Here is a 24,583-nt window from a genome sequence, read left to right on the forward strand (position 1 = left end):
TTTTTCCACGCAGTCATCTCTTTGCGCATTTGCTGTGTAGATATGTTCCGTTCGTCGCGGCCATACAGCATGAAAGGGGATTCGGCCTCCACGGTACGCTGCATTTCGAGAAAAGAACGCGCATCATCCGGTTCAGCCGGCCGCACAAGCAGTATCCTGTCAGCGGATTCATCCGTTTCAGCCGCATGGAACGCACCATCCGTCCTGATGAAAGTCACATTTCCGGCAGAATCGACATTTTCAACGGCATATCCCGCATTCGTCCAGGCATAGAAATGCCGGGCGGGCGGTTTCGTCTTTTTCCACCAGCTTTTATTCAAGTAAGCGGCATTTGGAAGCTGGTGGCCGATTATTTGCTCGATTTCCTGGAAAGAGAGCACGATCCTGCTGCTCGATGCGCTGCGGAAGTAGTCGGCCAGTGAAAGGTACTTTTTCTCCGGATTTTTGTCCATGGCGCCCCTCCTTTTCAGTAAAAGATAATTACCGATATTATGAGTATTATACTACCCCGTTTAGTACTTTGTACATACGTTCTTTTAAAATTTCCAAAAGAGACGTTCCTGATACCGGGAGTGATCCGTTTTTGTTTTGAAAGGCGGCTGTGATAAAATAAAGGACGGAAATGACAGGAAACAGGAGGAACTGAAATGTCAAAAGTATTAGTGTTTGGACACAAGAATCCGGATACAGATTCCATTGCATCTGCAATCGCCTATGCATATTTGAAGGAAAAAATGGGAATGGATACAGAAGCGGTCCGCCTCGGCGAAGTGAACGGCGAAACCGCCTATGCACTTGACCGGTTCAATACGGAAGCACCGCGTCTTGTGCAGCGGGTTTCAGACGAAGCGGACCAAGTCATCCTTGTCGATCATAACGAACGCCAGCAAAGCGCAGACGACATCGGCGACGTGAAAATCATCGAAGTGGTGGATCACCACCGCATTTCGAACTTCCAGACGGCGGATCCGCTCTATTTCCGTGCGGAACCTGTAGGATGCACCGCTACGATTCTCTTGAAGCTATTCAAAGAACAAGAGGTGGAGATTCCTGAAAACGTGGCGGGACTCCTGCTGTCCGCCATCATTTCGGATTCGCTGCTGTTCAAATCACCGACTTGTACGGAAGAGGACATCCAGGCTGCAAAAGAACTGGCTGCCATCGCAGGAACAGATGCTGAGGAATATGGGCTTGCAATGCTGAAAGCAGGGGCTGATCTCAGCAGTAAATCACTCGAAGAACTGATCTCGTTGGACTCGAAGGAATTCGAAGCGGGCGGCAAGCAGTTTGAAGTGGCACAAGTGAACGCCGTGGATGTCGAAGAAGCGCTCGAGCGGCAGGAGGAACTGGAAAAGCTCATCAGCAGCAAGATTTCCGATAAAGGACTGGATCTGTTCATGTTCGTCGTCACGGATATTTTGAACAGTGATTCGGTCGCGCTCGTACTCGGAGACGAGGCGGCAGCGATGGAAGACGCTTTTGAGACAAAGAAAGAAAACAACCGCCTGGCGCTGCCAGGTGTCGTTTCCCGAAAAAAGCAGATTGTCCCGGTGATTACAGAAGCGTTCAAAAGCTGATTCCTTGCATACCGGATCTGCAGAGAGAGGTGAAGAACATGAAAATCGATATCTGGTCGGATTACGTCTGCCCTTTTTGCTATATCGGCAAGCGGCGGATCGAGGAAGCGATCAAAAGGACCGGCTTCGAAAAAACGACGGATTTGGACTTCAAAGCGTTCCAGCTTGACCCGGATGCGCCGGCTGTTTCCGGGGAGACCGTGCGGGAAGGCCTTGCCAAGAAGTATGGCATGTCGGAAGAAGAAGTGCGGAAAATGACCGATAACACAACGGATCTGGCTAAATCGACAGACCTCCATTTCGACTACGACGCTATGGTGACAGTCAATACGTTCGATGCGCACCGCCTCTCGAAGTGGGCGGCCATCCGCAGGAAACGGAAAGAATTCGATGAATATGTTTTCAAATCCTATTTCACAGAAGGCCGGAAGATCGGTGTGGAAGAAGTTCTCGTCTCGATGGCTGACGAAATCGGACTTCCGAAGTACGAAGCTGAAAAAGTGCTGAGATCCGATCAGTTTAAGGAAGAGGTACTGGAGGATATCAGACAGGCCAAGCAGCTGGGGATTAACAGTGTCCCCTATTACGTCATTAATGGAAAATACTCCATTTCAGGGGCACAGCCTGTCGAAGTATTTGAAGAAGCCCTCCGTAAGGTGGCGGAGGAAGAAGGGCTGACGCCTGTTCTGGAACCGATCGTCGAATCAGAACCGGACGGGGCATGCAATACCAAGCAGAGCGGTTGACTTCCGCTCTGCTTTTATTTATGATGGTAAACGTCTTCGATTCAAGATAAATATTTATCAAATAAAGGAGTTTTTCATTAATGAACGTACTCGTCGTCAAAGCCAATAACCGTCCCGCGTCCGAAGGGATCTCAAGCCGGATGTATGAAACATTCATGCAGAATGTCACTTCGGATGTGAACGTGACAACATTCGATGTCTATAAAGAAGATATGCCGTATTTCGGGCAGGATTTCTTCAGTGCCATGCAAAAATCTGCGCAGGCGGAAGAACTGACGGAAATTGAACAGCGCATACTGACAGCATCCAGCAAAGCGCTCGACCTGTTCATGGAAGCGGATGTCGTCGTCTTCGCATTCCCGCTGTGGAATAAAACCATTCCAGCACCGCTTCAGACGTTCATCGACTATATTTACCGCGCCGGCGTGACTTTCAAGTACACGGAAGAAGGCCCGGAAGGTCTTGTGCCGGATAAGAAAGTCGTCATCCTGAACGCGCGCGGCGGTGTCTATTCGACACCGGAAATGGCGCCGTTCGAAATGAGTGTCAATTACGTGAAGCAGATCATGAACTTCTTCGGCATCCAGGACTCGAATATGGAAGAAGTCATCATTGAAGGGCACAATCAGTATCCGGAGCAGGCGGATGAGATCATCGCCGAGGGACTGGATAAAACAGCAGAAACGGCGCGCAGCCTGACGAAAGTGTTTGCGTGATGCCAACTGACGGCCTGCCGGCCCACAAAGCCGGCAGGTCTTTTTTTATTCGCTCGCTTAATCTGCAAATGATTAGGGTAGAGGATAGAAAAAGGGAATAAGGAGGAAAACCATGGCTGAACTTCAAATTCCGGAACATAATTCATTATGGCAGCAGGACCGGGGGATTGCGGATTATCCGGCTCTTCAGGAAAACGTTTCAACTGAAGTCACCGTCATCGGCGGCGGGATCGCCGGAATCATAACAGCGTATTTGCTGACAAAAGCCGGCAAACAGGTGACGCTTATCGAAGCGAGGAAACTGCTGGAAGGTGTCACCGGACATACGACGGCAAAAGTGACAGCGCAGCACGGACCGATTTATCACAAACTGATCAAGACTTTTGGTGAGCAGACGGCAAAATTGTATTATGAGGCGAATATGGATGCGCTGAATTTCTTCCGTTACACAATGGATGAGCTCGGGATCGAATGCGATTTTGCTGGGCAGGATGCTTACATTTACGCCGAATCCGAGAAGACGAAGATGAAATTGGAGGAAGAAGCAGAAGCATATAAAACGCTTGGTATCGACGGCGGGATTGCGGAAGTCGAGGCCTCATTCCCGATCGACGTGAAACAGGCCATCGTCATGCGGAACCAGGCGCAATTCCATCCGGTTAAATTCCTTGCGCCGCTCATTAAGGAGATTGAGGACAACGGCGGCAAGATTTATGAGAAAACACGGGCGATCAAAGTGGTGAATCATAAAGATCCGGTGATCCGAACGGAGAACATGTCGCATATTTCCTCCGATAAAGTGGTGGTTGCGACGCATTATCCATTCAATGCCGGAGATGGGATGTATTTTGCACGGATGAATATCAGCCGGTCGTATGTCATCGGGGCAAAGACGACGGCGACCGTCATTCCCGATGGAATGTATATCAGTGCCGATCAGCCGAAACGCTCCATCCGCTATGCACTCGATACGGACGGCGAGAAAATCCTGCTGCTTGGCGGAGACGGCCACCGGGTCGGCATGAGCAAAGAAGACACGATGCAGCACTATGAGAATTTGGCCGAATTCGGCGATAAGTACTTCGGGATCGATGAAATCCCGTACCGCTGGAGCGCACAGGATATGACGACACTGGATGAAGTGCCTTATATCGGCACAATGACATCCGGCTATGATAACCTGCTCGTGGCGACCGGATTCCATAAGTGGGGCATGACAGCCGGAGCTTTAGCCGGGCTTCTCCTGACCGACCAGATTCTGGGGCGTGAAAACCGGTATGCCCACGTGTTCAATCCGACACGCTCGAAAATGAAAGGGACAGATGCAAAGAAGTTCCTGAAAGACAATGCGACAGTGGCAAAAGAATTGGTCGGCGGCAAACTGGAACGGCCGGCGAAAACGGCAAAAGACCTCGAAAAGGGAGAGGGCGGTGTCGTGTCCTCCAATGGCAAACGGGCCGGCGCTTACAAAGATGAATACGGCCAAGTCCATCTGGTCGATACGACGTGTACGCATATGGGATGCGAAACACACTGGAATGAAGCCGAGAAGTCGTGGGACTGCCCTTGTCACGGATCCCGGTTCAAGTATACAGGTGAAGTACTGAACGGGCCGGCTGTAAAACCGCTCAATAAAATTATGGATCAATGAAAAAAGCTGCCGCAGGGCAGCTTTTTTCATTGGAAGGAGTGCCTGGCACCATTTTTCGCAATCGACTATGCAATTGTGAAAATCGGTGCCAGGCACTTAAAAGCGTTACTCCAATCCCTGACCGGCCGCGAACGTCCGGTAAAGTTCATGTGTCGCCAGCAGTTCCTCGTGTGTGCCGGTTCCTGTCACTTGCCCTTGTTCGAGGAAAATCAGCTGGTCTGCACGGACCACGGTCGACAGCCGGTGAGCGATGACAAGCGTCGTCCGGCCGCTCATCAGCCGCTGCAGTGCTTCCTGGACAAGAATTTCGGAACTGCTGTCCAAGTTGGATGTCGCTTCATCAAGCAGCAGGATTTCCGGGTCATGGAGGATCGCTCTTGCGATCGCGATGCGCTGCCGCTGCCCGCCTGACAGCTTCATGCCCCGTTCACCGACGAGCGTATCGAAGCCGTCTTCCAGCCGGTCGATGAATTCAATGGCATTTGCTGCTTCTGCAGCCGCTGTCACCCGATCATCCGGCACTTCTTCCTGCAGGCCGTAGCAAATATTATCCCGGATCGATCCGCTCATGAGCGGACTTTCCTGCGATACATAACCGATTTTCCTGCGCCATTCCCGCAGCGGAAAACTGGTGATGGGCGTCCCTCCGGAAGAAACCGTCCCGGTATCCGGCTGATAGAAGCGTTCGATCAATGAAAAAATCGTCGTCTTGCCTCCGCCTGACGGTCCAACAAACGCAGTGACTTTGCTTTCGGCGGCAGTGAACGTGACGTCCCGGAGGATCGGTTTCCCGGGCTCGTAAGCGAAACTGACATGACTGAATGTAATATCGGACCCTTTTGACCTGGCGATACCGGCACTTTCTTCTGTCGGAGACTGGAGGATGCGCTGAATGCGGTCGGTCGCGCCGACCGCTTTCTGGAAGGCCGTGAAGAATGCCGCCATTTGGGCGAACGGAACAATGATCTGGAACAGATAAAACAGGATTGCGACAAGTTCACCGGCTGTCAGACTGCCGTTAGCGACCTGGACGCCGCCGTACCCGAGGATGACGACAAGAATCCCCATCATGATGAATGTCATCGAGGGGGAAACGACCGCCTGGATTTTCGCTTCTTTCAGCCCGAAACCGAACAGGCGCCGGATCGCCGCTTTGCCGTTCTCCCGCTCCGGTTCCTCGGCCCGATAAGCTTTCACGAGGCGGATTTCAGCGAGCACGCGGCCCAGCAATCCCGAAAATGCCGCCATTTCATCTTGTGTTGCACGAGCCACCTTATGCATCATCCGGCCAAGCGGAATCATGATCGCCATCGCGACCGGCACACTCACCAGCATGATGAGGGTCATTTTCCAATCGATGAACAGCAGGATGATGACGGCGCCGACGACTGACAGTATGCCTGTTAGAAAGGTGACGGCATGGTCGGTCACCAGCTGTTTCAGTGTTGACGTATCCTGGGTGATCCGGCTCATGGTCTGGCCGGTCTCATGACTGTCGAAGTAAGGGACCGGCAGACGCAGCACATGCTGCCAAAGCCGTTCCCGCAAGTCCGCTACGATAGATTCGCCGATGTAAGTCAGCATATAGTAAGAAACACCGCCTGCCACTGCCTGTAGCAGAAAGACAGCGAGCAGCACGCCGAACAGCCGCCAGTCCAAGTCCGCTGCGGATAGCGTATCGACCAGTCGCTGGGTCACAAGCGGGATTGCCAGGCCGATTGCCGTGCTGATGAGCGCCAGCAGAAGAGCGGCGGCCGTGACAGCTGCCGGCCAGTCCAGCGAGCGGACCAGCTGCAGGAACTGCCTCCAGTCGGTTGTTTTACTGTTCATGTTAAGGACTCCTCGAATGCGGTAATAACTTCATTGTGCTGAAAAACGGCGCATTTGTCGACTGGCAGGGAAGCGGACCTGAGAGGAAAAAATAAAAAGCATCCGGAAAATTTCCGGATGCGATACATTTACTGGGCGGCTGATGCCTGGATTTCAACAGAAATCTTAATATCCTCGCCCACAAGCACGCCGCCGGTCTCCAGCGGCTGGTTCCATGTCAAGCCGAAATCTTTCCGGTTGATCTTTCCGTCAGCGGAATAACCGACGACTTCCTGACCCCATGGGTTTGTGCCTTTGCCCTCGTATTCGGTTTTGAATGTGACCGGCCGGGTGACGCCTTTGATGGTCAAATCCCCGGTGAGTTCATATTCATCTCCGCCATTGTCCCGGATTTCAGTCGAGCGGAAAGTGATGTGCGGATGGTTTTCGGCATCGAAGAAGTCTGCGGAGCGCAGGTGGTTATCGCGGTCTTCGCTTCCTGTGCTGATGCTTGCCACATCGATTTTAAAATCGATTTTGCCATCCTTCAGGCTGTCTTCGGGTGTTTCGACTTCCGCTTCATAGCTTTCGAATGAACCGCGCACTTTTGAAATCATCATGTGCTTGACCGTAAAACCGATGCTTGAATGGGAAGGATCTACATTCAACTTTTTCATTTGTCATTCCTCCTGAAATATGTAGTGTACGACTTAACTATAAGGTGTCATTACATTTAAGTCAATATTCTTTAATTTAAATATCTCGGTTTCTAAGTAAAATTATTCGCTGTATTGCAGTTTTCTGTTCCGCTTTCACTTGTCAAAAACGGCCCGAAACCGCATACTTGTTGTATTGAAACGTGTGGAAAGGGTTTGCGTGATATGACGAAAGAACAATGGCTGCAAGACCTGCGGCAGCTTCTGCCTAAAGAGCGTGTAAAGGAAGATGAGCCGCTTTGTTTGCATACTGTAACAAAAATGGGCGGGCCCGCGGATATTTTCGTGGCTCCTGCTGCTGAAGAAGATATTGAAAAGACGGTAACGTATGCGGCAGTGAATGGAATTCCCCTGCTGATGCTGGGCAACGGTTCGAACATGGTTGTCCGTGACGGCGGCGTGCGGGGCATCGTCCTGTCAATGGAGTCTTTGACAGACATCCGGATCGAAGGGACACAAGTGCACGCGCAGGGAGGGGCGAACATCCGAGATGTTTCCCGGGCAGCGGCGGATGCATCGCTTACCGGATTTGAGTTCGCCTGCGGCATCCCGGGTTCTGTCGGAGGGGCGATGGCGATGAATGCCGGGGCGTATGGCGGGGAGATTAAGGATATCATCCGCCAGGCCACTGTCCTGACACGGGAAGGGGAACGGCTCGTCCTGTCGAAGGAAGAACTGGAGCTCGGTTACCGGAAGAGCATTATCGCCAAAAACGGCTACTATGTCCTGTCGGCGGATTTCAGTCTTGAAGTTGGGGACCAGAAGGAGATCGATGCGAAAGTGGCGGATTTGACATACCAGCGGGAGTCGAAACAGCCGCTGGAGTTCCCTTCTGCCGGAAGTGTCTTCAAACGGCCGCCGGGCAATTTTGCCGGGAAGCTCATCCAGGACAGCGGACTGCAGGGCAAGGGGTTCGGCGGCGCGGAAGTCTCGACGAAGCATGCCGGATTTATTGTCAATAAAAGCAACGCCACCGCCGGGGATTATATCCGGACAATCGAACTGGTCAAGACCACGGTGCGTGAAAAATTCGGTGTCGATCTCGAACTTGAAGTGAAAATCGTCGGAGAAGACAGATCATAAGGAAAGCGCTGCATCAGGTGATGCGGCGTTTTTGTTATGCCGCGGTTCCGGGAGCATGGCAGGCTGGAAGGCCAAGCCGGACGGGACCGCAGATTTATGATATGGTTGAAGGGATACGGTCAAGGAAAGGAGGGGGATAATGAGCGAATTCACGATAAATGGTATTTTGCTGTTCGGCGGGCTCTTCCTGCTGATCGGCGTGTTCATGACAACTGTTTCCGCCCGTTTCGGAGTGCCTTCCCTCGTCCTCTTCTTAATCGTCGGCATGGTGCTCGGCAGTGATATTTCGGGGCTGATTTACTTTACGGATGCGGAAGCTGCTCAGCTCGTCGGGATTTTTGCTCTCGTGGTCATCCTGTTCGAGGGCGGCCTCCAGTCAAAATGGCGGATCATACGGCCCGTAATGGGAACCTCGCTTGTCCTCGCCACGCTCGGTGTCATCCTCACGACAGCGATTGTGGCAATCGCCTCTTTTTACGTCCTCGACATTTCCTGGCTGGAAGCCTTTCTGCTGGGTTCTATTGTCGGTTCGACAGATGCGGCGGCTGTTTTTTCCGTGCTCACCGGTCAGAACATCAGCTCAAGGCTTTCTGCGACATTGGAAGCGGAATCAGGGACGAATGACCCCATGGCCATGTTCTTGACCATTGCGTTTATCCAGCTGATCCAAATTCCCGATGCGTCCTTTCTGAATCTCATCGGCGCATTTTTTGTCCAGATGGGCGTCGGCATCCTGGTCGGTGTGGTTCTCGGATGGTTTGCATCTTATACGATCAATAAAATCCGGCTGGACGCTTCCGGTCTCTATGCCGTGCTCGCTGCAGGGTTTGCGGTGTTCATCTACAGTGTGACTGCCGTCCTCGGAGGCAGCGGGCTGCTTGCAGTGTATTTGGCCGCTCTGGTGATCGGCACAAGGGACCTGACACACAGCCATTCAATCATCAGTTTCCACGAGGGGCTGGCCTGGCTGATGCAGATCATCATGTTCGTCATCCTCGGATTGCTCGTGTTTCCGAGTGAGCTTGCGAACTGGGAGCTGATTTGGAAAGGCCTTGTGCTGTCGTTCGTCCTGCTTTTCATCGCCCGGCCGATTGCCGTGTTCGTATCCATGCTATTCTTTGATTATTCACTGAAGGAACGCCTTTTTGTTTCATGGGCAGGACTGCGGGGCGCAGTCCCGATCGTCCTGGCGACTTTTCCGATGCTTGCGGGACTGGAAAACGGATTCCTTTTCTTTAATATCGTTTTCTTTATTGTGCTGACGTCCGCGCTTTTCCAAGGATCGACCATCCCATATGCGGCGAGGAAACTGGAGCTTGTCGGCCCTGAAATGCCGCAGCGGATCCATACGCTCGAACTCATTTCGATGGGAAGCGCGAATGCGGAAATGATGGAGATCGCCATCGCGGAGTCGTCGCCTTTCGCAGGCCAGCAAGTGCAGGCGATCGGGCTTCCGGACCAGACACTCATTTCAGCCATCATCCGTTCCGGCCGCCTCGTGATGCCGGCCGGTCCGACCAAGCTGAAAGCAGGGGATGTGCTGTACGTGCTGACAGAGAAGAAACAGGTGCCGAATGTCAGAATGGTGTTCGGTGAAGAAGATTTTATCAATTGATCCGCGCATAGCGGATCTTTTTTTGTTGCGCTGACGCCAGGTTTTCCTGCGCCCACCGCCTTATGCCTATTGGGACTATCGGATCGACCCCACTTTTCTTATTGTCCAGTTCCGGCGATCAGGCCCTCGGGGTCATAAGCCTTCGCGCTGCGGAAATCAGGACTTCCTGCGCACGCAGCCTTATGCCTGTCGGGCCTGTCGGATCGCCTCCACTTTTCTTGTGTGAATTTTTTGTTTATTGCTGTCATTTTTCCTGTATACTAAAGAGAAAAATGGTAAAAGGCGGGGGAAAATGAAGAACAGAAGATGGCTGAAGGTGCTGCTGATCGCTGTGGGGGCCTTGGTGGTGCTGGCGGCGGCCGCACTTATTTTTGTAAACGTTTTCATCAATAAATCAAAGCCGGTCATTGAGGGGGAACTTACCCTGGCCGCGCTCGAAGAAGAAGTGACCGTGACGCGCGATGATATGGGAGTACCGCACATCACTGCTCAGTCCGATGCGGACCTGTACCGGGCGCAGGGGTACGTGCAGGCGCAGGACCGCATGTTCCAGATGGACCTCTCGAGACGTCAGGCGAGCGGGGAGCTGGCGGAAGTGATCGGTGAAGCGGCCGTCGAAACGGATAAGCTGTTCCGTACATTCAGTCTCCGGGATGCCGCTGGAAAATCACTGGATGCCTACAGTGATGAAGCGGAGCAAGTGCTGGAGTGGTATGCGGAAGGCGTCAACGCTTATATGGAAGATGCGAAGGCGGAAGGGACGCTGCCGTTCGAGTTCACGCTGCTCGGTTATGAACCGGAACCGTGGGAACCGCTCGATTCACTGACAATCGGAAAATACATGGCCTATGACCTCGGCGGGCACTGGTCGGCGCTCGCGTTCCGCCACTGGGCACTCAATGAATTTACGGAAAAGAAAGCGCGGGAATTGTTCATCACTTATCCGGACAACGCGCCGTCCATCATTGAAGCGAATAAGGAAATGGAAGTGAAAGTGGCGGGCGAGTTCAACGCAGACCTCGTGCCGCCGGAATTCAACGGCAGCAACAACTGGGTGGTCTCGGGCGAGAAGACAGCCAGCGGCAAACCGCTGCTGGCGGATGATCCGCATCTCGGCCTGTCCACCCCGTCCATTTGGTATCAGATGCACCTCGAAAGCCCGGAACAGAACGTCAGCGGTGTCATTTTCGCGGGCATTCCGGGAATCATCCTCGGCCATAACGAGGAAATCGCCTGGGGTGTAACGAACGTCGGGCCCGATGTCCAGGATCTTTATATTGAAACACCGAATCCGGAAGATCCGACACAATTCCTGTATGAAGGGGAGTGGGAACAGGCGGAAGTGCGGGAAGAGCGGATTTTGGTGAAAGACGGTGAACCGATCGACTATCAGGTGCTTGTCACCCGGCACGGTCCTGTCATTTCAGATGTCATCTATGAAGAAGAAGATCCGGGGGCTGTGTTCTCGATGCAGTGGACCGCACTCGAACCGACATTGGAACTGCAAGCGGTCCTTAAAATGAATAAAGCTTCGGACTGGGACGAATTCGAAAACGCGCTGGAAGATTTCCAGGCACCGGCACAGAATTTCGTGTTCGCTTCCGAAGACGGGACGATCGCTTATAAGGCGAACGGCCGCATTCCGATCCGGAAAACCGGTGACGGGCAGCTGCCTGTACCGGGTGATTCCGCCGACTACGGCTGGGAAGGATACGTCCCTTATGATGAGCTGCCAGTCGTCGTGAACCCTGAAGAAGGGTTTATTGCGACAGCGAACAATGAAGTGGTGGACGAAAACTATGAATACCATATTACGGACTTCTGGGCACAGCCGTACCGGTATATGCGGATTGCGGAAGTGCTGAGCGCCGGAGAGAATTTGACGGCGGAAGATATGATGGAGCTGCAGATGGATACGAAAAATCTGTACGCGGAAGAATTCCTGCCATCCATGATCGAAGCGGTGCGGGCAGAGACGGATGAACACGACGAACTGCTCGCCATATTGGAAGACTGGAATAGAGTGGATGAGGCGGATCAGGCGGCGCCGCTTATTTTCCGGACGTGGATCCGGGAATTGCCGGACACATTATGGGAAGAAAAGATGCCGGAGGATGTCTATGAGCTGATGCCGGGCAAAAACCATATCACTGATCAGCTGATGCGGGAGGCGTTCGCTGGTGAACCGGGTGCATGGGTCGAGGAATATGGCGGCGTAGAGAAGTGGCTATCGGATTCATTGACGGCGGCTGAAGCGGTGATTTCAGAAGAATTCGGAGAAGATGCCGGTGACTGGGACTGGGGCAAATACCATGAACTGCTCTTTTCCCATCCGGTCAGCGGGGCATCGCCGATCTTGGCTGAATTCATGAATCCGGAAATCTTACCGGTAGGCGGATCGAATGTCACCGTCATGGCCGCCGCTTCCGATCCGGATGGAATCGTCGACCACGGGGCATCGTGGCGGTTCGTCGCGGACCTCGCTGATCTGTCGGAAACCTATCACATCGTCGGACCTGGTCAGAGCGGGCATGTAAAGTCGCCGTTCTACGACAACCAGGTCGCGGACTGGGTGGAAGGCGATTATCACGCAACACCGATTGATGGCGATGCGGAAGGCAGCGTGCTGATTCTGCAACCGGAATAGGAAACAGAGAGGGCCGCACCGGGTGCGGCTCTTTTTTGTCGCCCATTGCTGAAAAGGACGATACATGACCGAATTAAAAGTTATAATAGGCGGCAAAGGAGGGGAATGGATGAAAAACATACTGGCGGTCGGAACGGGCGGAACGGCAGGCGCGCTGCTCCGGGCAAGTGTATATGCGGCGGCGCCTGAAGCGGTCATTCTTTTGTTTGTCAACCTGACCGGCAGTTTTTTGCTTGGATTTCTCTCAGTTCGCTTCACCGGCAGGCGATCGAAGAGCGTGATGCTTTTCATCACCACCGGTCTGCTTGGATCCTTCACCACTTTTTCCGCCTTTTCTGCACAATGGCTCCATCTTCTTGAAGACTCACTTCCGCTTGGTTTGCTCTATGGAATATCGATGACCGGGGGAGCCGTCCTCGCAGCGTTAGCGGGGCTGAAAACCGGGAAAGGAAGGGGGCGGGAATAGTGATGATCGAAGTGGCAGTCGGCGGCTTTCTTGGCGCCATTTCCAGATATCTTGTATACGCGCGGTTCGAACAGCGGAACCGGCATGGACGATGGGCGACATTCCTCGTCAATAGTTCAGGCTCCTTTCTTCTCGGGCTGGTGCTCTCGGAAAGTCCGTTGTGGGTGACCGGGTTTCTTGGCGCTTTCACCACTTTTTCGACATTCGCGCTGGACGTTGCAGAAGGATTGGCGGAAGGGAAAGTGTATTCGGCGGCCGGTTACCTGTTTGCCACCATTTTCAGTGGGTTGTGTCTTTTTACTATTGGTTTTGTGATGGTCTGATAAAAATCGCGGGTGCCTGGCACCCGCGATTTTTATCATATCTCGCCTTTTTCCACTACCCGGCCAAGCCGGCCGATTGTGGTCTCGGCATGGAAAATGGACTGATAAACCGCTTCCTCCGTCGCATCAGCGGCGGCTCCGAACAATTCATTCATGACCGGATGGCTGTCACGCAGCAGCGCGGTTTGTTCAAAAGCGGATTCCGAGTCATGCGCTATGTTCGAAGCGGTGGTGAAAGCGATCGCGATATCGCCGCTCCCGTTTGCGACGCTTGTTCCGGTGCGCCCCAGTCCGATCGCTGCTCGCTTGGCGAGCCGTTTCAGCTGCCGGCTTTCCAGCGGAGCATCTGTCGCGATGATCATCATGACCGACCCGTCCGGTTTCCCGGGGTCCGGACCGTGCAGCCGGGCCGGACGGAAGTCTTCTTTTCGGCCGAAGTTCGTCAGGAGCAATGCTCCGACCGTGTAGGAAAGGTTTCCATGTTCGGCGATTCTTGAAGCGGAACCGATCCCTCCTTTGACCCCGTAGCAGACCATGCCTTTCCCGGCGCCGGCCGCTCCCTGTGCGAATTCGCGGTCCGCTGCCCGGATCGCTTCTTCGGCATGCCCCGGTTCAACCGCCATGAGCCGCATTGAATTCAAGTAGCTGTCATTGCATTCACCGACGACGAGGTTCAGGGAACTGGTGGCGTCGCCGATTTCCGGATTTTCTCTCAGCATCCAGTCCATCGTCCCCTGCAGCACAGCGGCCACGCTGAACGTGTTCGTCAGCATGATCGGGGACTCGATGACACCGAGCTCGTCCACCTGCACAAGCCCCGCTGTCTTGCCGAAACCGTTCAGTACGAAACTCGCCGCCCGGACTTTTTCTTTGAACAGATTCCCGCTGTGCGGCAGGATCGCTGTCACCCCTGTACAGATGGTATCCGTTTCCGATATTTTTTCATACAGCGTCACATGCCCGACTTTGACGCCTGAGACATCAGTGATGGTGTTGCGCTGTCCTTTATTCATCCGCATCCGCTCCTTTTTCTCCATTGTAGCATTCGACGCGGCCGGAAATTTTCGCGTATAATAAAAGAAAATTCATTCCGGGCGTTTTTCCCGGAAACAGGGGAGAATACGGAATGGCACTAAAATTGACAGAGTGGACGATGGAGGAACAGGAGCAGCTGATCGAATTCATGACCGGCAACTCCTGGCCCTATCATGGATACGAACATCCGGTGCGGGAGCTGATTGAAAAGACGATCGGTGAAGGAGGGTATAAATCGGATCAGGTCCAGACGTTCTGGCTGGAGAATGAAAAAGGGGAACAGGTCGGCCTGGTGAAAATCTATGATCTCCAGGACGAAATCCCGCTGTTCGATCTCCGGATCGCCGGCCCTTATCGCGGGAAAGGGTATGGCCCGAAAGCCCTCCGGCTCATGACGGATTATGTATTTTCCCTGCCGGACAGAAAAATCCGGCTCGAAGGCAATACGCGGCATGATAATTTCGCGATGCGCAAAGCATTCGAACGGGCGGGTTTCGTCAAAGAAGCCCATATCCGGAAAGGCTGGTTTTCGCCGAACGAAAATAAGTATTATGATGCGGTGACCTATGGCATCACGCGCGAGGACTGGGAAGCAGGCACAACGACACCGGTCCGCTGGGAAGACAAGGAAGCGGACAGGAAAGCGCCGTTCAATCCCGTCCTGTTCGATTTTCCGGAAGCTTTCGAATCGGAACGGCTTGTCATCCGTGCGCCTCGGCGGGAAGATGCTCCGCAAGTGTTCGAGGCCATCCTGCATTCTCATGAGGCGCTCCGGAACTGGATGCCGTTCGCCCAAAACAAACCGGATGCCGGTCAAGTGGAAGCGAATCTCGTCCAGGCGGCTGCGGATTTCCAGCTCCGCAAGGACTTGCGTCTGCATTTTTTCCTGAAAGACACCGGTGAGTTTGTTGGTTCATCCGGCCTCCACCGGTTTGATTGGACCGTCCGGAAATTCGAAGTCGGCTATTGGGTGGACAGCCGGTATGAAGGGAAAGGATATGTCTCCGAAGCGGTCGGCCGCATCGCGCAGTTCGCGTTCGAAGACCTCGGAGCGAACCGGGTGGAAATCCGCTGTGATACCGAAAACGTCCGCAGCCGGGCAGTGGCGGAACGCCTCGGTTTCGACTTGGAAGGGATTCTTCGGAAAGACAGCCTTTCCATAACGGGAGAAGGGCTGCGGGATACGTGCATATACGCAAAAGTAAAGGGATGAGCGGTCTTGCCGCCCATCCCTTTTTCTACACGCCTTTTCTTCCAGTGAACAGATTGATCAGCAGAATCACGACCGCTACGATCAGCAGCAGGTGAATCAGTCCGCCGGCGAAATCCAGCAAGAAGCCGACCAGCCAGATCGCTAAAATAACAATTAAAATAATCCAAAGAATCCGGGCCATCCCTCTCACCTCTTTTCTCCTAATGAACAATTGAAGCTAGTAAAGAAGTACCCGGAAAAGTGGACGGTAAAACCTGTCTTATTCCTTGCTCAGTTGTCCGGTGTGGCGCGGTATAGTAAACTTGAACATAGTGTTGATGGGAGGGTTACCATGCCGACTCCAAGTATGGAAGATCACATTGAAATCATTACGTCCCTGATCGAGCAGAAGGGATATGCCCGGGTCTCGGATATCGCAGAAGCGCTTTCTGTTCTGCCGTCTTCCGTGACGAAAATGGTGCAGAAGCTCGATAAGGACGGCTACCTGATATATGAACGGTACAGAGGGCTCGTCCTGACGCCGAAAGGGGAGAAACTCGGCAAGCGCCTAGTCCGCCGCCACGATCTGCTTGAGCAGTTCCTGCGGCTGATCGGTGTGGAAGAAGGGCGGATTTACGAGGATGTAGAAGGGATCGAGCACCATCTCAGCTGGGATGCGATCGACCGGATCACGGATCTTGTCCATGTGCTCGAAAAAAGTCCGGATGTACTGGACCGGCTGCAGGAACTGAAGGCGGAACAGGAAAACGAAGAGTGAAGGAGGATTCAGGAATAATGGCATTAGAACCAGGAACAACGGCTGTCCTGCGGATCGAAGACCGTTCTTCATCGCAATGGGTCTTAACGGATGGGATGGAGAAGGTCATGATGAACGAATCGGAGCTGGAAGGAGCGGACGCGGCAGCGGATGAAATCGAAGTGTTCTTATACAGGAACCGGCAGGGCGGCCTGTCGGCGACGCCGATGATCCCGCACATCACGAAAGGGCGGTTCGGATGGGCGAAAGTGCTGAAAACTTCGAAGCGGGACGGCGCAGTCATGGATATCGGCACCACCCGGGAAGTATATGTGCTGCCTGAAGATCTGCCTCGTTTTGAGGAGTTATGGCCGCAGCCGGGCGACGAGCTGTTCATGACGCTGCGGACCGATAAAAGCGGTGATTTGTTCGGCCGTCTGGCGACGGAGGAACGGGTGCTGGAAGTGATCAGTGAAGCGCCGGAAGAAGTGTTCAACAAAAACTTGAAAGCCCGTCCGTACCGGCTGCTGCCGGTGGGGACGTTCCTGGTCACGATCCCTGAAGGTTACCGGGTATTCGTCCATGAATCCGAGCGGGAGAAAGAACCGCGTCTTGGAGAGGAAGTGGACGTCCGGATCATCGAAGTGAAGGAAGACGGAACGCTCAATGGCTCCCTGCTGCCGAGAAAACAGGAGCGGCTGGGTGCGGATGCGGAAGCCATCAGACGTTACTTGGAACAGGCCGGCGGAGAAATGCCGTTTACGGACAAATCGACACCGGACGAAATCCGGGAAATGTTCGATATGAGTAAAGCCGCATTCAAACGGGCCCTCGGCACTCTGATGAAAAACGGGCAGATCGTGCAGGAGGACGGCTGGACAAAACTGATCCGCTGATGCAACCTTTCCCGGCACCATACGTACTAATCTCAGAGAAGAAAGGGGAAAGAATGCGCTTATGAAAAAACTGATTTCACTGGCTGTCCTGCTGCTGATTGCAGCTGCTCCCGTGCAAGTGCTGGCAAATACGGGCATCAACGAAAAATTCGGTCCGCCGATTGTCGTGTACGGAGGGGACCTGTCGGAAGCTGAACGCGAAAGCGTCCAGGAGAGTCTGGAAGTGGCGGAAGAACCGGAATTGGAAGAAATTGAAGTGACCGGTGAGGATCTGGTTCAGTATATTGAAGACGGGGACCCGCGCGCCAATATGTATTCATCTGCTAAAATCACGCGGCAGGAAGAGGGCGAAGGACTTGTCATTGAAATCGTCACGCCGGAAAACATCACTCAAGTGACGGCGGACATGTACGCAAATGCCATCCTTACGGCGGGAATCGAAAATGCAATCGTGGAAGTGGCGGCACCGAAACCCGTTACAGGTCATTCGGCACTCGTTGGAATTTACAAAGCCTATGAAGTCAACGGTGAACAGCTCGATCCGGAGCGGACAGATGTAGCGAACGATGAACTTGAAGTGGCGACAGAAATCGTCGGCAACGGAGTGGAAGATGAAAAAGTGAGCGAACTGCTGACAGAAATCAAAAAGCAGATTGCAGAACAAAGTCCGGCTTCCCGTGAAGAAGTGGAGCAGATTGTCGAAGAGCAGCTCACCCGGCTGCAGATCGAGCTCAGCCCGGAAGACCGTCAGCTTCTGATCGACCTGATGGATCGGATCCGGCAGCTTGATATCGACTTCTCCCAATGGTCGGACCAGCTCGATGATCTGAGCAAAACGATCGAGGAGACACTGGGTACGATCAACGATACAGTGAACGACGAAGGGTTTTGGGACAGCGTCCGGAACTTTTTCCGCGGCCTGGCCGATTCCATCCGTTCGCTTTTCAATTAAAGAAGACGAAGATCCGTCCGTAAAGTGTCCGAACACTATACGGGCGTTTTTTTGAAGCTATGAATCCTGGGAAGCTCTCCGTCAGCGCGTTTAACCGGGAAGCGAGAAGGGAAATCTGCCAGAAAAGCGGAAGCTGAAGACAGAGGAGGATGAGGATGAAAGTTGTAATTATCGGAGGGGATGCGGCAGGCATGAGCGCTGCCATGCAAATTGTGCGAAAAGGGGAGAATGCGGAGGTGCTGACGCTCGAAAAAGGAGAGACCTATTCTTATGGCCAGTGCGGTCTCCCCTATACGATCAGCGGACAGATTCCCTCCACGGACCGGCTGATCGCGCGTACACCGGAAACGTTCCGGGAAAAGTATGGAATCGATGCAAAGACCGGACATACAGCTAAACGGATCGACCCGATTGAAAAGAAGGTTTCGGGGATAAAGACGGCAACGGGGGAGCCTTTCGAGTACGGGTACGATAAATTGCTCATCGCGACCGGCGCCAGCCCGGTCATGCCGGATATTAAAGGCAGCGATAAACCGGGCGTCCATGTGCTGAAAACCATTCCGGACGCTCACCGCATTATGGAAGATCTTGATGGTGAAGTGAAGCATATCGCTATTGTGGGCGGAGGGGCCATCGGTCTGGAGATGGCGGAAGTTTTCCGCGGGCTTGGAAAAGAAGTGCGCATCATTGAACGCGGCGGACATCTCGCGAAAATCTTCGATGCCGACATGGCGGAGCTGATCCATGCGGAAGCGGACAGGCATGGAATCCAAGTCCACACCAGGGAGAGTGTCGAAGAGATTTCAGGTGACAGAAAAGCGGAACGGATCCGCACGGATAAAGGGACATATCCGGCAGACCTCGTCCTGTTATCGGTCGGCGCTTACCCGAACACCCATTTCATCGCCGACACCGGCATCGTCACGAGTGTGCGGGGAGCCATCCAGGTCGACCGCTACATGAAAACGAATGTGCCGGACATATTTGCGGCGGGGGACTGCGCTGTGCAATATCACCGGATCAAAAAGAAGGACGACTACATTCCGCTTGGCACAACGGCGAATAAACAAGGCCGCATCGCGGGCTTGAACATGATCGGCATGCCAAAAACGTTCAACGGAGTCGTAGGTACTTCGATTCTGAAATTCATGGACTTGGCGCTTGCCCGGACCGGACTCTCAGAAAAAGAAGCGCAGGCAATCGGAATTCCGGTTAAGACCGTACGGGTGAAGGCGAAAGATATCGCGGGCTACTATCCGGATCCAAACCCGCTGCATGTCAAACTGGTTTACGGAGCGGAAGATGATTTGCTGCTGGGCGGACAGGTCATCGGGAAAAACGGAGCGGATAAGCGGATCGATGTTCTGGCAACCGCGCTGTACAATGGCATGAGGCTCCATGACCTCGAGGATCTCGATCTGGCTTATGCGCCTCCGTTCAACGGCACATGGGATCCCATCCAGCAGGCGGCACGGCGAGGGTGAACCCTTTGCCGTGCCGGATGGATATGATAAACTCGATTTATATCTCGATTTCAAGATAAAGGGGCGGATCATCCATGGAACTTGCAGGAATTCATCATGTCTCAGCCATTACCGCGAATGCGGAAAAAAACCATGACTTCTTCACGAGGATCCTGGGAATGCGGCTTGTGAAAAAAAGTGTCAATCAGGACAATACATCTTCTTATCACTTGTTTTATGCGGATGCCGTCGGGACTCCCGGGACGGATATGACATACTTCGACATTCCGATGGCCGGCCGCACTTACTCCGGCAGTTCCAGTATCAGCAGCACGTCGTTCCGGGTCCGGAGCCGGGAGTCGCTGGACTATTGGCGCAGCAGATTCGAAGAATTCAAGGTGCCGCATGGGGAAATCGGCGAACGGTTCGGGCGGCCGGTCTTGCCGTTTGAAGATTTTGAAGGTTCCCGTCTTTTATTGACAGCAGATAATGGAAATGGAATCCCGTTCGGTGTACCATGGAATCAGGCGGGGATTCCGGAAGAATACGCAATTGCCGGTCTTGGGCCGGTAACGCTCACTGTCCGGAACGCCGGGCCGACAGCCCGTGTGCTGACGGAAATTATGGGTTTCCGGGAAATCGGCACATATGACGCGTTTGCGGAGGGAATGCCGGATATCCGGGTATTTTCGACCGGAGAAGGCGGGCCGGGAGGCGAAGTGCACTTGGAGACCCGGCCAGGAATGCCGCCTGAACGGCCAGGCCGCGGGAGTGTCCACCATGTGGCGTTCCGTGTGGAGACGTTTGAAGAATACAGTAAATGGGACGCGTATCTACGGCAAAACGGATTCCGGACTTCAGGGGAAGTGGACCGGTACTATTTCAAGGCGATTTACTTCCGTGAGCCGAACGGCATCCTGTTTGAACTTTCGACAGATGAGCCCGGATTCGATACGGACGAACCGCTGGATTCGCTCGGTGAAACGCTGGCATTGCCGCCATTTCTTGAACCGCGCCGTGAAGCGATCGAAGCATCGCTGCGTCCGCTGACCATCAGCCGCACATGAAAAGGAGAGGATTTGCATGGAATTTAAACTGACAGAACTTGGCCATGACCACTTCGCGTTCCGAAAAGAAGAGAATGGCAATACTGCTGCAGAAATCACCTGGACTCAAATGGCGGATGTCATGGTGGTTGAGCATACGTTCGTAGATCCATCCCTCAGGGGACAGGGCGTTGCGAAACAGCTGCTCGATCAGACGGCTGCTTACGCGAGGCAAAACGACTATAAAATCGAGCCGGTCTGCTCTTACGTTGTAACGGCATTTGAACGGTCGAGCGACTATGACGATATAAAAGCAGAATGAAAAACAGATCCGCAGCCAGCGGATCTGTTTTATATACTTCCGGATCATGGACGGTTACAGTGAAGTCACGATAAAGACGATGGCGGTCAGCACCGAGGCGCCGCCTATTCCATACATAAAATCTGCCTGATTGAAAATCAATTTATTTTCCATGATGGTTCACCTCGTTGTTAGTATCTTTTTGCTTAGTCTGATGTTTCATTTGTACCCGCTGGTGCCGTATTTTTAAACATGTTTTGTCAAATTTCTGATGGGAAAAGAAAAATAAGGAACGTTTTGCAGGACTGTACGTATTCAGTAAAGAATGAAAAAGCGAGGTGAAGCAGATGTACGGAAAACCATTTTCAAGGACATGGGAAAAAGCGCTCGGCATTATCGGGATTGTGCTGAATGTCACCGTGATCATTTTGACCATAATTGCAATCATCAACATCGGGGGATTCGAAGGCAGTGTGTTCGAAGCCCAGCTTCAGGAAGATATCCTGAACGATCCGACGCTGACCCCGGAAGAAGCGGAAGCGACCGTCGCCCTGGTGAGCGGCTTCACTGACATCTTCGGTGTTTTCGGCTGGGTGATCGTCGCTGTTCTGGCGCTGGCGAGCGCTCTTGCAGTTGTTGCGATCATCAACTTGAACGACAATAAAAAGCCGAAACTGGCCGGTATTTTATTCGTAATCGCCGGAATCCTGTCCGGCTTGCTGTCGCTGACAGCCCTTATCTTCTACGTCGCGGCGATCATGTGCTTCGTCCGCCGTCCGCCACTTGCCGAAGAGCCCGTGCTTGCCGAAGACCCGCAGCAGCCAGACCTGCAGCGGGAAGAAGATTCACCTTACCGCCCGCTTTAAAGCGCAAAAGCACCTGCTCCTCATAGGGCAGGTGCTTTTCTTTCGTCGAGCTTCCGGATGTATTCAGCTGTATAAAGCGGCAGGCCTTCGAACACCTCTTCGAATTCCTGGACAAACGTGAATCCGTTCGCCTCATAGAAACGCCGGGCTTTCCCGTTATCCGCATCCACATAGACGGACAGCTGGCGTCCGCCTGCCAGCATCCGGATCCCGTACTGCATAAGCTGGCTGCCATAACCGCTCCGGAGGTATTCCGGTCTGATATGCAGGGCGATCAGTTCCGCATCCCCGTCTTCGTCCGCTTTTGTGAAATTGGCGAACCCCACCGGTTCCCCTTCATGTTCGGCCATGAGCAGGATGGTCCGTTCAATGCGTTTTTGGAGCATGGCATCCGAATAGGATTTATCCAAAAAAGCCTGCTGGATCCGGACAGGATAAATATCAGTGTAGGTATTGCGCCAGCTCGCCCGGGCAATCGCCTGAATTGCCTCAATATCCTGTTCCGTCCCTGGACGAATCATGTTACCACCTCAGCTGTCGTTTTCGTCATCATATCAAAATTCCTTCTTATAATCCACATTTGTGCAATAATTTAGTATGGTAGGAGAGTATCAGCCAGAACAGGAGGAGATGATAGGATGGAATGGAATACATACCGGTTCAGTGAGCTATCCGCTCCGCTGCTGTATGAAATCCTTAAACTTCGGGTGGATGTTTTTGTGGTGGAGCAGAATTGTCCATACCCGGAAATCGACGGCTTGGATCCCGATTGCGTGCATATCACTGCGATTGAGGACGGAAAGGTCCGGGCGTATGCCAGGCTCGTCCCCGGCGGTATGAAAAACAATCTGCCGGCAATCGGCCGGGTGATCGTAACTCCAGGGACGAGAGGGACAGGACTGGGCCGTGAGCTTGTGCGGCGCTGTGTCGACTTTATTCTGGAAGAATGGAAGGAAGACCGGATTTTTCTCCAGGGCCAAGCTCATTTAAAGTCATTTTATGAGTCATTCGGATTCCGTCAGGTTTCGGAAGTTTATGACGAAGACGGGATTCCGCACATTGATATGGAATTGGTCAGCCACTGACCGATTAAAGTTGGTGATAGCGGGTAAAAGATAATTAAACAGAACGGGAGGGCGATGCCATGGCAAGGAAGAGAGGACTGCTTCTTGCGGGACTGGCCGCAGGGACCTATGCCTATTTAAAGAAACCCGAAAATCGCGAGAAGGCCACTGCTGCTTTTAACAATGCGAAAGCGAAGGTGAATTCATACATGGAATCACAAAATCTCGACAACAGCAACGATCCGAAAGAAGAGCATGTGACGGATTCCCGGACCGGTAAACTTGCCGGAAAAGACAGCCAGAAAGACCGGAAAGCACCGGATGAAGGATTGGATGACGGCAAACAGAAATTGTCACCGAATGATCTCGGAGATGAAAAGGAAGAAGACACCGAATCTGTCGCACCGATCAAACGCGTCAACACGGAAAATCTATAGAAAAAAGGATGACCGGCCCGGTCATCCTTTTTTGTGCGGCAATAAGCGGCGGGTGTTCATCAGCAGGCCGGACAGCGCCAGCATGAGCAGCAGGATTCCGCACAGAACAAAACTGCTGTCTGCAGAAAGCCCAAGGGCCCCGGTTATGCTGGATCCCGCGACGACTCCGATTGAAAAACACGCGTAGAACAGGCCGTATGACTTGCCCCTGGCTGAAGCGGACGTGGCGTCGATCAACAAGGAATTGATGGATGGAAACAGAAACGCGAATCCGATGCCGTAAGCTGCCATCGTACTGTACAAGGCGGCCAGTGATTCAGCGGTGCTCAGGGCGAACAGCGAGCTGGCCATGATGACGAGACCGCCGGCCATCGTATAGACGGGCGGCGCGATATCGAAAATCCGGTTGACCGGCAGTGCGAATACAGCAATGGCCGCTAATCCGAAAACGCTGAGAAGCAAACCGCCTGTCTCTGTGCCGAATCCGAGCCCGATCGCTCTAAGCGGCAGCATATACGCGATGACGCCTTGGGAAAACATAAGGAAAAAGGCGCCGGCATACGATAAGAGTAAGCCCGGTGAGATGGCAGCTGCCAATTCCGCGGCCGCTTCTTCCGAAGGCGGTTTCCGGTGCGCAGTTCCCCGTTTCAGGACGAAAAAAGCGGCCGCGCCTGCGGCAAGGAGCGCAAAACCGGTGATGGACATGACAAACGGGACACTTGTCCTGGCGGCGGTCACCGCACTGAATGCCGGGCCGGCAATCGCGGCGAGTCCGATGAATGCGCCGGCGACCGCGCCATTACGGCCGCGCGCTTCCGTTCCCGTCCGGTTTGCGGCATATGTGAAAGCTGCCGGGATGATCAGCCCCGCGCTTAATCCATGAAGAAAACGGACAGCCAGCAGACTGTAGGGACCGATAATGAGCTGATAAAGGAAAAGGGAGCCTGCGGTAAGCAGAAGTCCGATGAGGAGAACCCGGTACGGGCCTTTCCGGTCTGCCAGAATACCGGAGATCATATTGCCGCCGATATTGGCCAGGGAATAAATGCCGACAGCGAAGCCTGTCACGAATGTGGAAGCGCCGAAGGACGCCGCCAGCGGACTGATGACAGGAAGCTGGGCGAATAAATCAAAAAAGGCGAGGAAAATGAGAAAGTAGGTGAAAAATCTCACGGCTGTCCACTCTTTCTGCGGCCGGCAATTCCGTCGGCACGCGGATTAATTG

The 24,583-nt window shown here is 53.3% G+C and carries 26 protein-coding genes; 19 read left to right on the top strand and 7 right to left on the bottom strand.

Features of this window, described 5'->3' with window-relative positions:
* A partial coding sequence (locus CCE92_RS03370) for a DUF7662 domain-containing protein (RefSeq protein ID WP_420913224.1) occupies positions 1-452 on the bottom strand: 452 nt, incomplete at its 3' end.
* Between the two features lie 195 nt (positions 453-647).
* On the opposite strand from CCE92_RS03370, the gene CCE92_RS03375 reads away from it, so the two are divergent.
* The 4 genes from CCE92_RS03375 (at position 648) to CCE92_RS03390 (ending at position 4,690) form a co-directional block, all read left to right on the top strand.
* A complete protein-coding gene (locus tag CCE92_RS03375; protein WP_088006117.1) occupies positions 648-1,577 on the top strand; it encodes a manganese-dependent inorganic pyrophosphatase in 930 nt (309 codons plus the stop codon).
* Between the two features lie 38 nt (positions 1,578-1,615).
* Positions 1,616-2,323, top strand: a complete 708-nt coding sequence (locus CCE92_RS03380) for a DsbA family oxidoreductase (protein ID WP_088006118.1) — start codon at positions 1,616-1,618, stop codon at positions 2,321-2,323.
* Between the two features lie 80 nt (positions 2,324-2,403).
* Entirely contained in the window at positions 2,404-3,039 is a 636-nt protein-coding gene (locus CCE92_RS03385) for an FMN-dependent NADH-azoreductase (protein WP_088006119.1), read from the top strand.
* Between the two features lie 112 nt (positions 3,040-3,151).
* The gene (locus tag CCE92_RS03390; RefSeq protein WP_088006120.1) at positions 3,152-4,690 is read left to right on the top strand and encodes an FAD-dependent oxidoreductase; all 1,539 of its coding nucleotides are present in this window, start codon (positions 3,152-3,154) and stop codon (positions 4,688-4,690) included.
* Positions 4,691-4,795: 105 nt separating this feature from the next.
* Here the strand turns inward: CCE92_RS03390 and CCE92_RS03395 are convergent, their stop codons facing one another.
* The gene (locus CCE92_RS03395; RefSeq protein WP_088006121.1) at positions 4,796-6,520 is read right to left on the bottom strand and encodes an ABC transporter ATP-binding protein; all 1,725 of its coding nucleotides are present in this window, start codon (positions 6,518-6,520) and stop codon (positions 4,796-4,798) included.
* Between the two features lie 128 nt (positions 6,521-6,648).
* Positions 6,649-7,176 (bottom strand): YceI family protein, encoded by a 528-nt coding sequence (locus CCE92_RS03400; protein ID WP_088006122.1) that lies wholly within the window; start codon positions 7,174-7,176, stop codon positions 6,649-6,651.
* Positions 7,177-7,380: 204 nt separating this feature from the next.
* Between CCE92_RS03400 and murB the strand changes: the two genes are divergently transcribed.
* The 5 genes from murB to CCE92_RS03425 all read left to right on the top strand — a co-directional run bounded on the left by murB (position 7,381) and on the right by CCE92_RS03425 (position 13,349).
* Positions 7,381-8,298 carry a UDP-N-acetylmuramate dehydrogenase gene (murB, locus tag CCE92_RS03405; protein ID WP_088006123.1) on the top strand — a complete coding sequence of 306 codons (918 nt, stop codon included), beginning with the start codon at positions 7,381-7,383 and terminating at the stop codon, positions 8,296-8,298.
* Positions 8,299-8,437: 139 nt separating this feature from the next.
* The gene (locus tag CCE92_RS03410) at positions 8,438-9,913 is read left to right on the top strand and encodes a potassium/proton antiporter (RefSeq protein WP_088006124.1); all 1,476 of its coding nucleotides are present in this window, start codon (positions 8,438-8,440) and stop codon (positions 9,911-9,913) included.
* A 292-nt stretch (positions 9,914-10,205) separates the two neighbouring features.
* The gene (locus CCE92_RS03415; protein ID WP_088006125.1) at positions 10,206-12,560 is read left to right on the top strand and encodes a penicillin acylase family protein; all 2,355 of its coding nucleotides are present in this window, start codon (positions 10,206-10,208) and stop codon (positions 12,558-12,560) included.
* Between the two features lie 109 nt (positions 12,561-12,669).
* Positions 12,670-13,026, top strand: coding sequence for a fluoride efflux transporter FluC (locus tag CCE92_RS03420; RefSeq protein WP_088006126.1), 357 nt, complete (start codon positions 12,670-12,672; stop codon positions 13,024-13,026).
* A gap of 2 nt (positions 13,027-13,028) precedes the next feature.
* A complete protein-coding gene (locus CCE92_RS03425; RefSeq protein ID WP_088006179.1) occupies positions 13,029-13,349 on the top strand; it encodes a fluoride efflux transporter FluC in 321 nt (106 codons plus the stop codon).
* Positions 13,350-13,384: 35 nt separating this feature from the next.
* Here the strand turns inward: CCE92_RS03425 and CCE92_RS03430 are convergent, their stop codons facing one another.
* A complete protein-coding gene (locus CCE92_RS03430; protein WP_088006127.1) occupies positions 13,385-14,362 on the bottom strand; it encodes a DmpA family aminopeptidase in 978 nt (325 codons plus the stop codon).
* Positions 14,363-14,475: 113 nt separating this feature from the next.
* Between CCE92_RS03430 and CCE92_RS03435 the strand changes: the two genes are divergently transcribed.
* Positions 14,476-15,597: a GNAT family N-acetyltransferase gene (locus CCE92_RS03435; protein WP_088006128.1), complete on the top strand. Its 1,122-nt coding sequence runs from the start codon at positions 14,476-14,478 to the stop codon at positions 15,595-15,597.
* A gap of 25 nt (positions 15,598-15,622) precedes the next feature.
* Here CCE92_RS03435 and CCE92_RS15690 read toward each other — a convergent pair whose 3' ends face one another.
* Positions 15,623-15,778 (bottom strand): lmo0937 family membrane protein, encoded by a 156-nt coding sequence (locus tag CCE92_RS15690; RefSeq protein WP_144390969.1) that lies wholly within the window; start codon positions 15,776-15,778, stop codon positions 15,623-15,625.
* Positions 15,779-15,928: 150 nt separating this feature from the next.
* Between CCE92_RS15690 and mntR the strand changes: the two genes are divergently transcribed.
* The 7 genes from mntR (at position 15,929) to CCE92_RS03470 (ending at position 21,857) form a co-directional block, all read left to right on the top strand.
* Positions 15,929-16,354: a transcriptional regulator MntR gene (gene mntR, locus CCE92_RS03440; RefSeq protein ID WP_088006129.1), complete on the top strand. Its 426-nt coding sequence runs from the start codon at positions 15,929-15,931 to the stop codon at positions 16,352-16,354.
* Between the two features lie 17 nt (positions 16,355-16,371).
* Positions 16,372-17,229, top strand: coding sequence for a CvfB family protein (locus CCE92_RS03445; RefSeq protein ID WP_088006130.1), 858 nt, complete (start codon positions 16,372-16,374; stop codon positions 17,227-17,229).
* A gap of 61 nt (positions 17,230-17,290) precedes the next feature.
* Positions 17,291-18,181 carry a DUF1002 domain-containing protein gene (locus tag CCE92_RS03450; RefSeq protein WP_088006131.1) on the top strand — a complete coding sequence of 297 codons (891 nt, stop codon included), beginning with the start codon at positions 17,291-17,293 and terminating at the stop codon, positions 18,179-18,181.
* Positions 18,182-18,336: 155 nt separating this feature from the next.
* On the top strand, positions 18,337-19,665 hold the full coding sequence (locus CCE92_RS03455) for an FAD-dependent oxidoreductase (protein ID WP_088006132.1): 1,329 nt from the start codon (positions 18,337-18,339) through the stop codon (positions 19,663-19,665).
* A gap of 74 nt (positions 19,666-19,739) precedes the next feature.
* Complete coding sequence (locus tag CCE92_RS03460; protein WP_088006133.1) at positions 19,740-20,711, top strand: ring-cleaving dioxygenase; 972 nt, start codon at positions 19,740-19,742, stop codon at positions 20,709-20,711.
* Between the two features lie 16 nt (positions 20,712-20,727).
* Positions 20,728-21,012, top strand: coding sequence for a GNAT family N-acetyltransferase (locus CCE92_RS03465; protein WP_088006134.1), 285 nt, complete (start codon positions 20,728-20,730; stop codon positions 21,010-21,012).
* A gap of 326 nt (positions 21,013-21,338) precedes the next feature.
* Complete coding sequence (locus CCE92_RS03470) at positions 21,339-21,857, top strand: DUF4064 domain-containing protein (protein WP_088006135.1); 519 nt, start codon at positions 21,339-21,341, stop codon at positions 21,855-21,857.
* Positions 21,858-21,877: 20 nt separating this feature from the next.
* On the opposite strand, the gene CCE92_RS03475 is transcribed toward CCE92_RS03470, so the two are convergent.
* Positions 21,878-22,378, bottom strand: a complete 501-nt coding sequence (locus tag CCE92_RS03475; protein WP_088006136.1) for a GNAT family N-acetyltransferase — start codon at positions 22,376-22,378, stop codon at positions 21,878-21,880.
* A gap of 117 nt (positions 22,379-22,495) precedes the next feature.
* On the opposite strand from CCE92_RS03475, the gene CCE92_RS03480 reads away from it, so the two are divergent.
* A complete protein-coding gene (locus tag CCE92_RS03480; RefSeq protein WP_088006137.1) occupies positions 22,496-22,942 on the top strand; it encodes a GNAT family N-acetyltransferase in 447 nt (148 codons plus the stop codon).
* Between the two features lie 59 nt (positions 22,943-23,001).
* The gene (locus tag CCE92_RS03485) at positions 23,002-23,358 is read left to right on the top strand and encodes a hypothetical protein (protein WP_088006138.1); all 357 of its coding nucleotides are present in this window, start codon (positions 23,002-23,004) and stop codon (positions 23,356-23,358) included.
* A gap of 21 nt (positions 23,359-23,379) precedes the next feature.
* Here CCE92_RS03485 and CCE92_RS03490 read toward each other — a convergent pair whose 3' ends face one another.
* A complete protein-coding gene (locus CCE92_RS03490) occupies positions 23,380-24,531 on the bottom strand; it encodes an MFS transporter (RefSeq protein ID WP_088006139.1) in 1,152 nt (383 codons plus the stop codon).
* Positions 24,532-24,583: the final 52 nt, after the last annotated feature.

The organism is Indiicoccus explosivorum (assembly GCF_002167005.1).
Lineage (GTDB): Bacteria > Bacillota > Bacilli > Bacillales_A > Planococcaceae > Indiicoccus > Indiicoccus explosivorum.

What these genes read in the sequence shown, in the direction of transcription:
- CCE92_RS03375 (WP_088006117.1), top strand. Translation starts at nt 648, where the DNA reads ATGTCAAAAGTATTAGTGTTTGGACACAAGAATCCGGATACAGATTCC.
- CCE92_RS03380 (WP_088006118.1), top strand. Translation starts at nt 1,616, where the DNA reads ATGAAAATCGATATCTGGTCGGATTACGTCTGCCCTTTTTGCTATATC.
- CCE92_RS03385 (WP_088006119.1), top strand. Translation starts at nt 2,404, where the DNA reads ATGAACGTACTCGTCGTCAAAGCCAATAACCGTCCCGCGTCCGAAGGG.
- CCE92_RS03390 (WP_088006120.1), top strand. Translation starts at nt 3,152, where the DNA reads ATGGCTGAACTTCAAATTCCGGAACATAATTCATTATGGCAGCAGGAC.
- CCE92_RS03395 (WP_088006121.1), bottom strand. Translation starts at nt 6,520, where the DNA reads ATGAACAGTAAAACAACCGACTGGAGGCAGTTCCTGCAGCTGGTCCGC.
- CCE92_RS03400 (WP_088006122.1), bottom strand. Translation starts at nt 7,176, where the DNA reads ATGAAAAAGTTGAATGTAGATCCTTCCCATTCAAGCATCGGTTTTACG.
- murB (WP_088006123.1), top strand. Translation starts at nt 7,381, where the DNA reads ATGACGAAAGAACAATGGCTGCAAGACCTGCGGCAGCTTCTGCCTAAA.
- CCE92_RS03410 (WP_088006124.1), top strand. Translation starts at nt 8,438, where the DNA reads ATGAGCGAATTCACGATAAATGGTATTTTGCTGTTCGGCGGGCTCTTC.
- CCE92_RS03415 (WP_088006125.1), top strand. Translation starts at nt 10,206, where the DNA reads ATGAAGAACAGAAGATGGCTGAAGGTGCTGCTGATCGCTGTGGGGGCC.
- CCE92_RS03420 (WP_088006126.1), top strand. Translation starts at nt 12,670, where the DNA reads ATGAAAAACATACTGGCGGTCGGAACGGGCGGAACGGCAGGCGCGCTG.
- CCE92_RS03425 (WP_088006179.1), top strand. Translation starts at nt 13,029, where the DNA reads ATGATCGAAGTGGCAGTCGGCGGCTTTCTTGGCGCCATTTCCAGATAT.
- CCE92_RS03430 (WP_088006127.1), bottom strand. Translation starts at nt 14,362, where the DNA reads ATGAATAAAGGACAGCGCAACACCATCACTGATGTCTCAGGCGTCAAA.
- CCE92_RS03435 (WP_088006128.1), top strand. Translation starts at nt 14,476, where the DNA reads ATGGCACTAAAATTGACAGAGTGGACGATGGAGGAACAGGAGCAGCTG.
- CCE92_RS15690 (WP_144390969.1), bottom strand. Translation starts at nt 15,778, where the DNA reads ATGGCCCGGATTCTTTGGATTATTTTAATTGTTATTTTAGCGATCTGG.
- mntR (WP_088006129.1), top strand. Translation starts at nt 15,929, where the DNA reads ATGCCGACTCCAAGTATGGAAGATCACATTGAAATCATTACGTCCCTG.
- CCE92_RS03445 (WP_088006130.1), top strand. Translation starts at nt 16,372, where the DNA reads ATGGCATTAGAACCAGGAACAACGGCTGTCCTGCGGATCGAAGACCGT.
- CCE92_RS03450 (WP_088006131.1), top strand. Translation starts at nt 17,291, where the DNA reads ATGAAAAAACTGATTTCACTGGCTGTCCTGCTGCTGATTGCAGCTGCT.
- CCE92_RS03455 (WP_088006132.1), top strand. Translation starts at nt 18,337, where the DNA reads ATGAAAGTTGTAATTATCGGAGGGGATGCGGCAGGCATGAGCGCTGCC.
- CCE92_RS03460 (WP_088006133.1), top strand. Translation starts at nt 19,740, where the DNA reads ATGGAACTTGCAGGAATTCATCATGTCTCAGCCATTACCGCGAATGCG.
- CCE92_RS03465 (WP_088006134.1), top strand. Translation starts at nt 20,728, where the DNA reads ATGGAATTTAAACTGACAGAACTTGGCCATGACCACTTCGCGTTCCGA.
- CCE92_RS03470 (WP_088006135.1), top strand. Translation starts at nt 21,339, where the DNA reads ATGTACGGAAAACCATTTTCAAGGACATGGGAAAAAGCGCTCGGCATT.
- CCE92_RS03475 (WP_088006136.1), bottom strand. Translation starts at nt 22,378, where the DNA reads ATGATTCGTCCAGGGACGGAACAGGATATTGAGGCAATTCAGGCGATT.
- CCE92_RS03480 (WP_088006137.1), top strand. Translation starts at nt 22,496, where the DNA reads ATGGAATGGAATACATACCGGTTCAGTGAGCTATCCGCTCCGCTGCTG.
- CCE92_RS03485 (WP_088006138.1), top strand. Translation starts at nt 23,002, where the DNA reads ATGGCAAGGAAGAGAGGACTGCTTCTTGCGGGACTGGCCGCAGGGACC.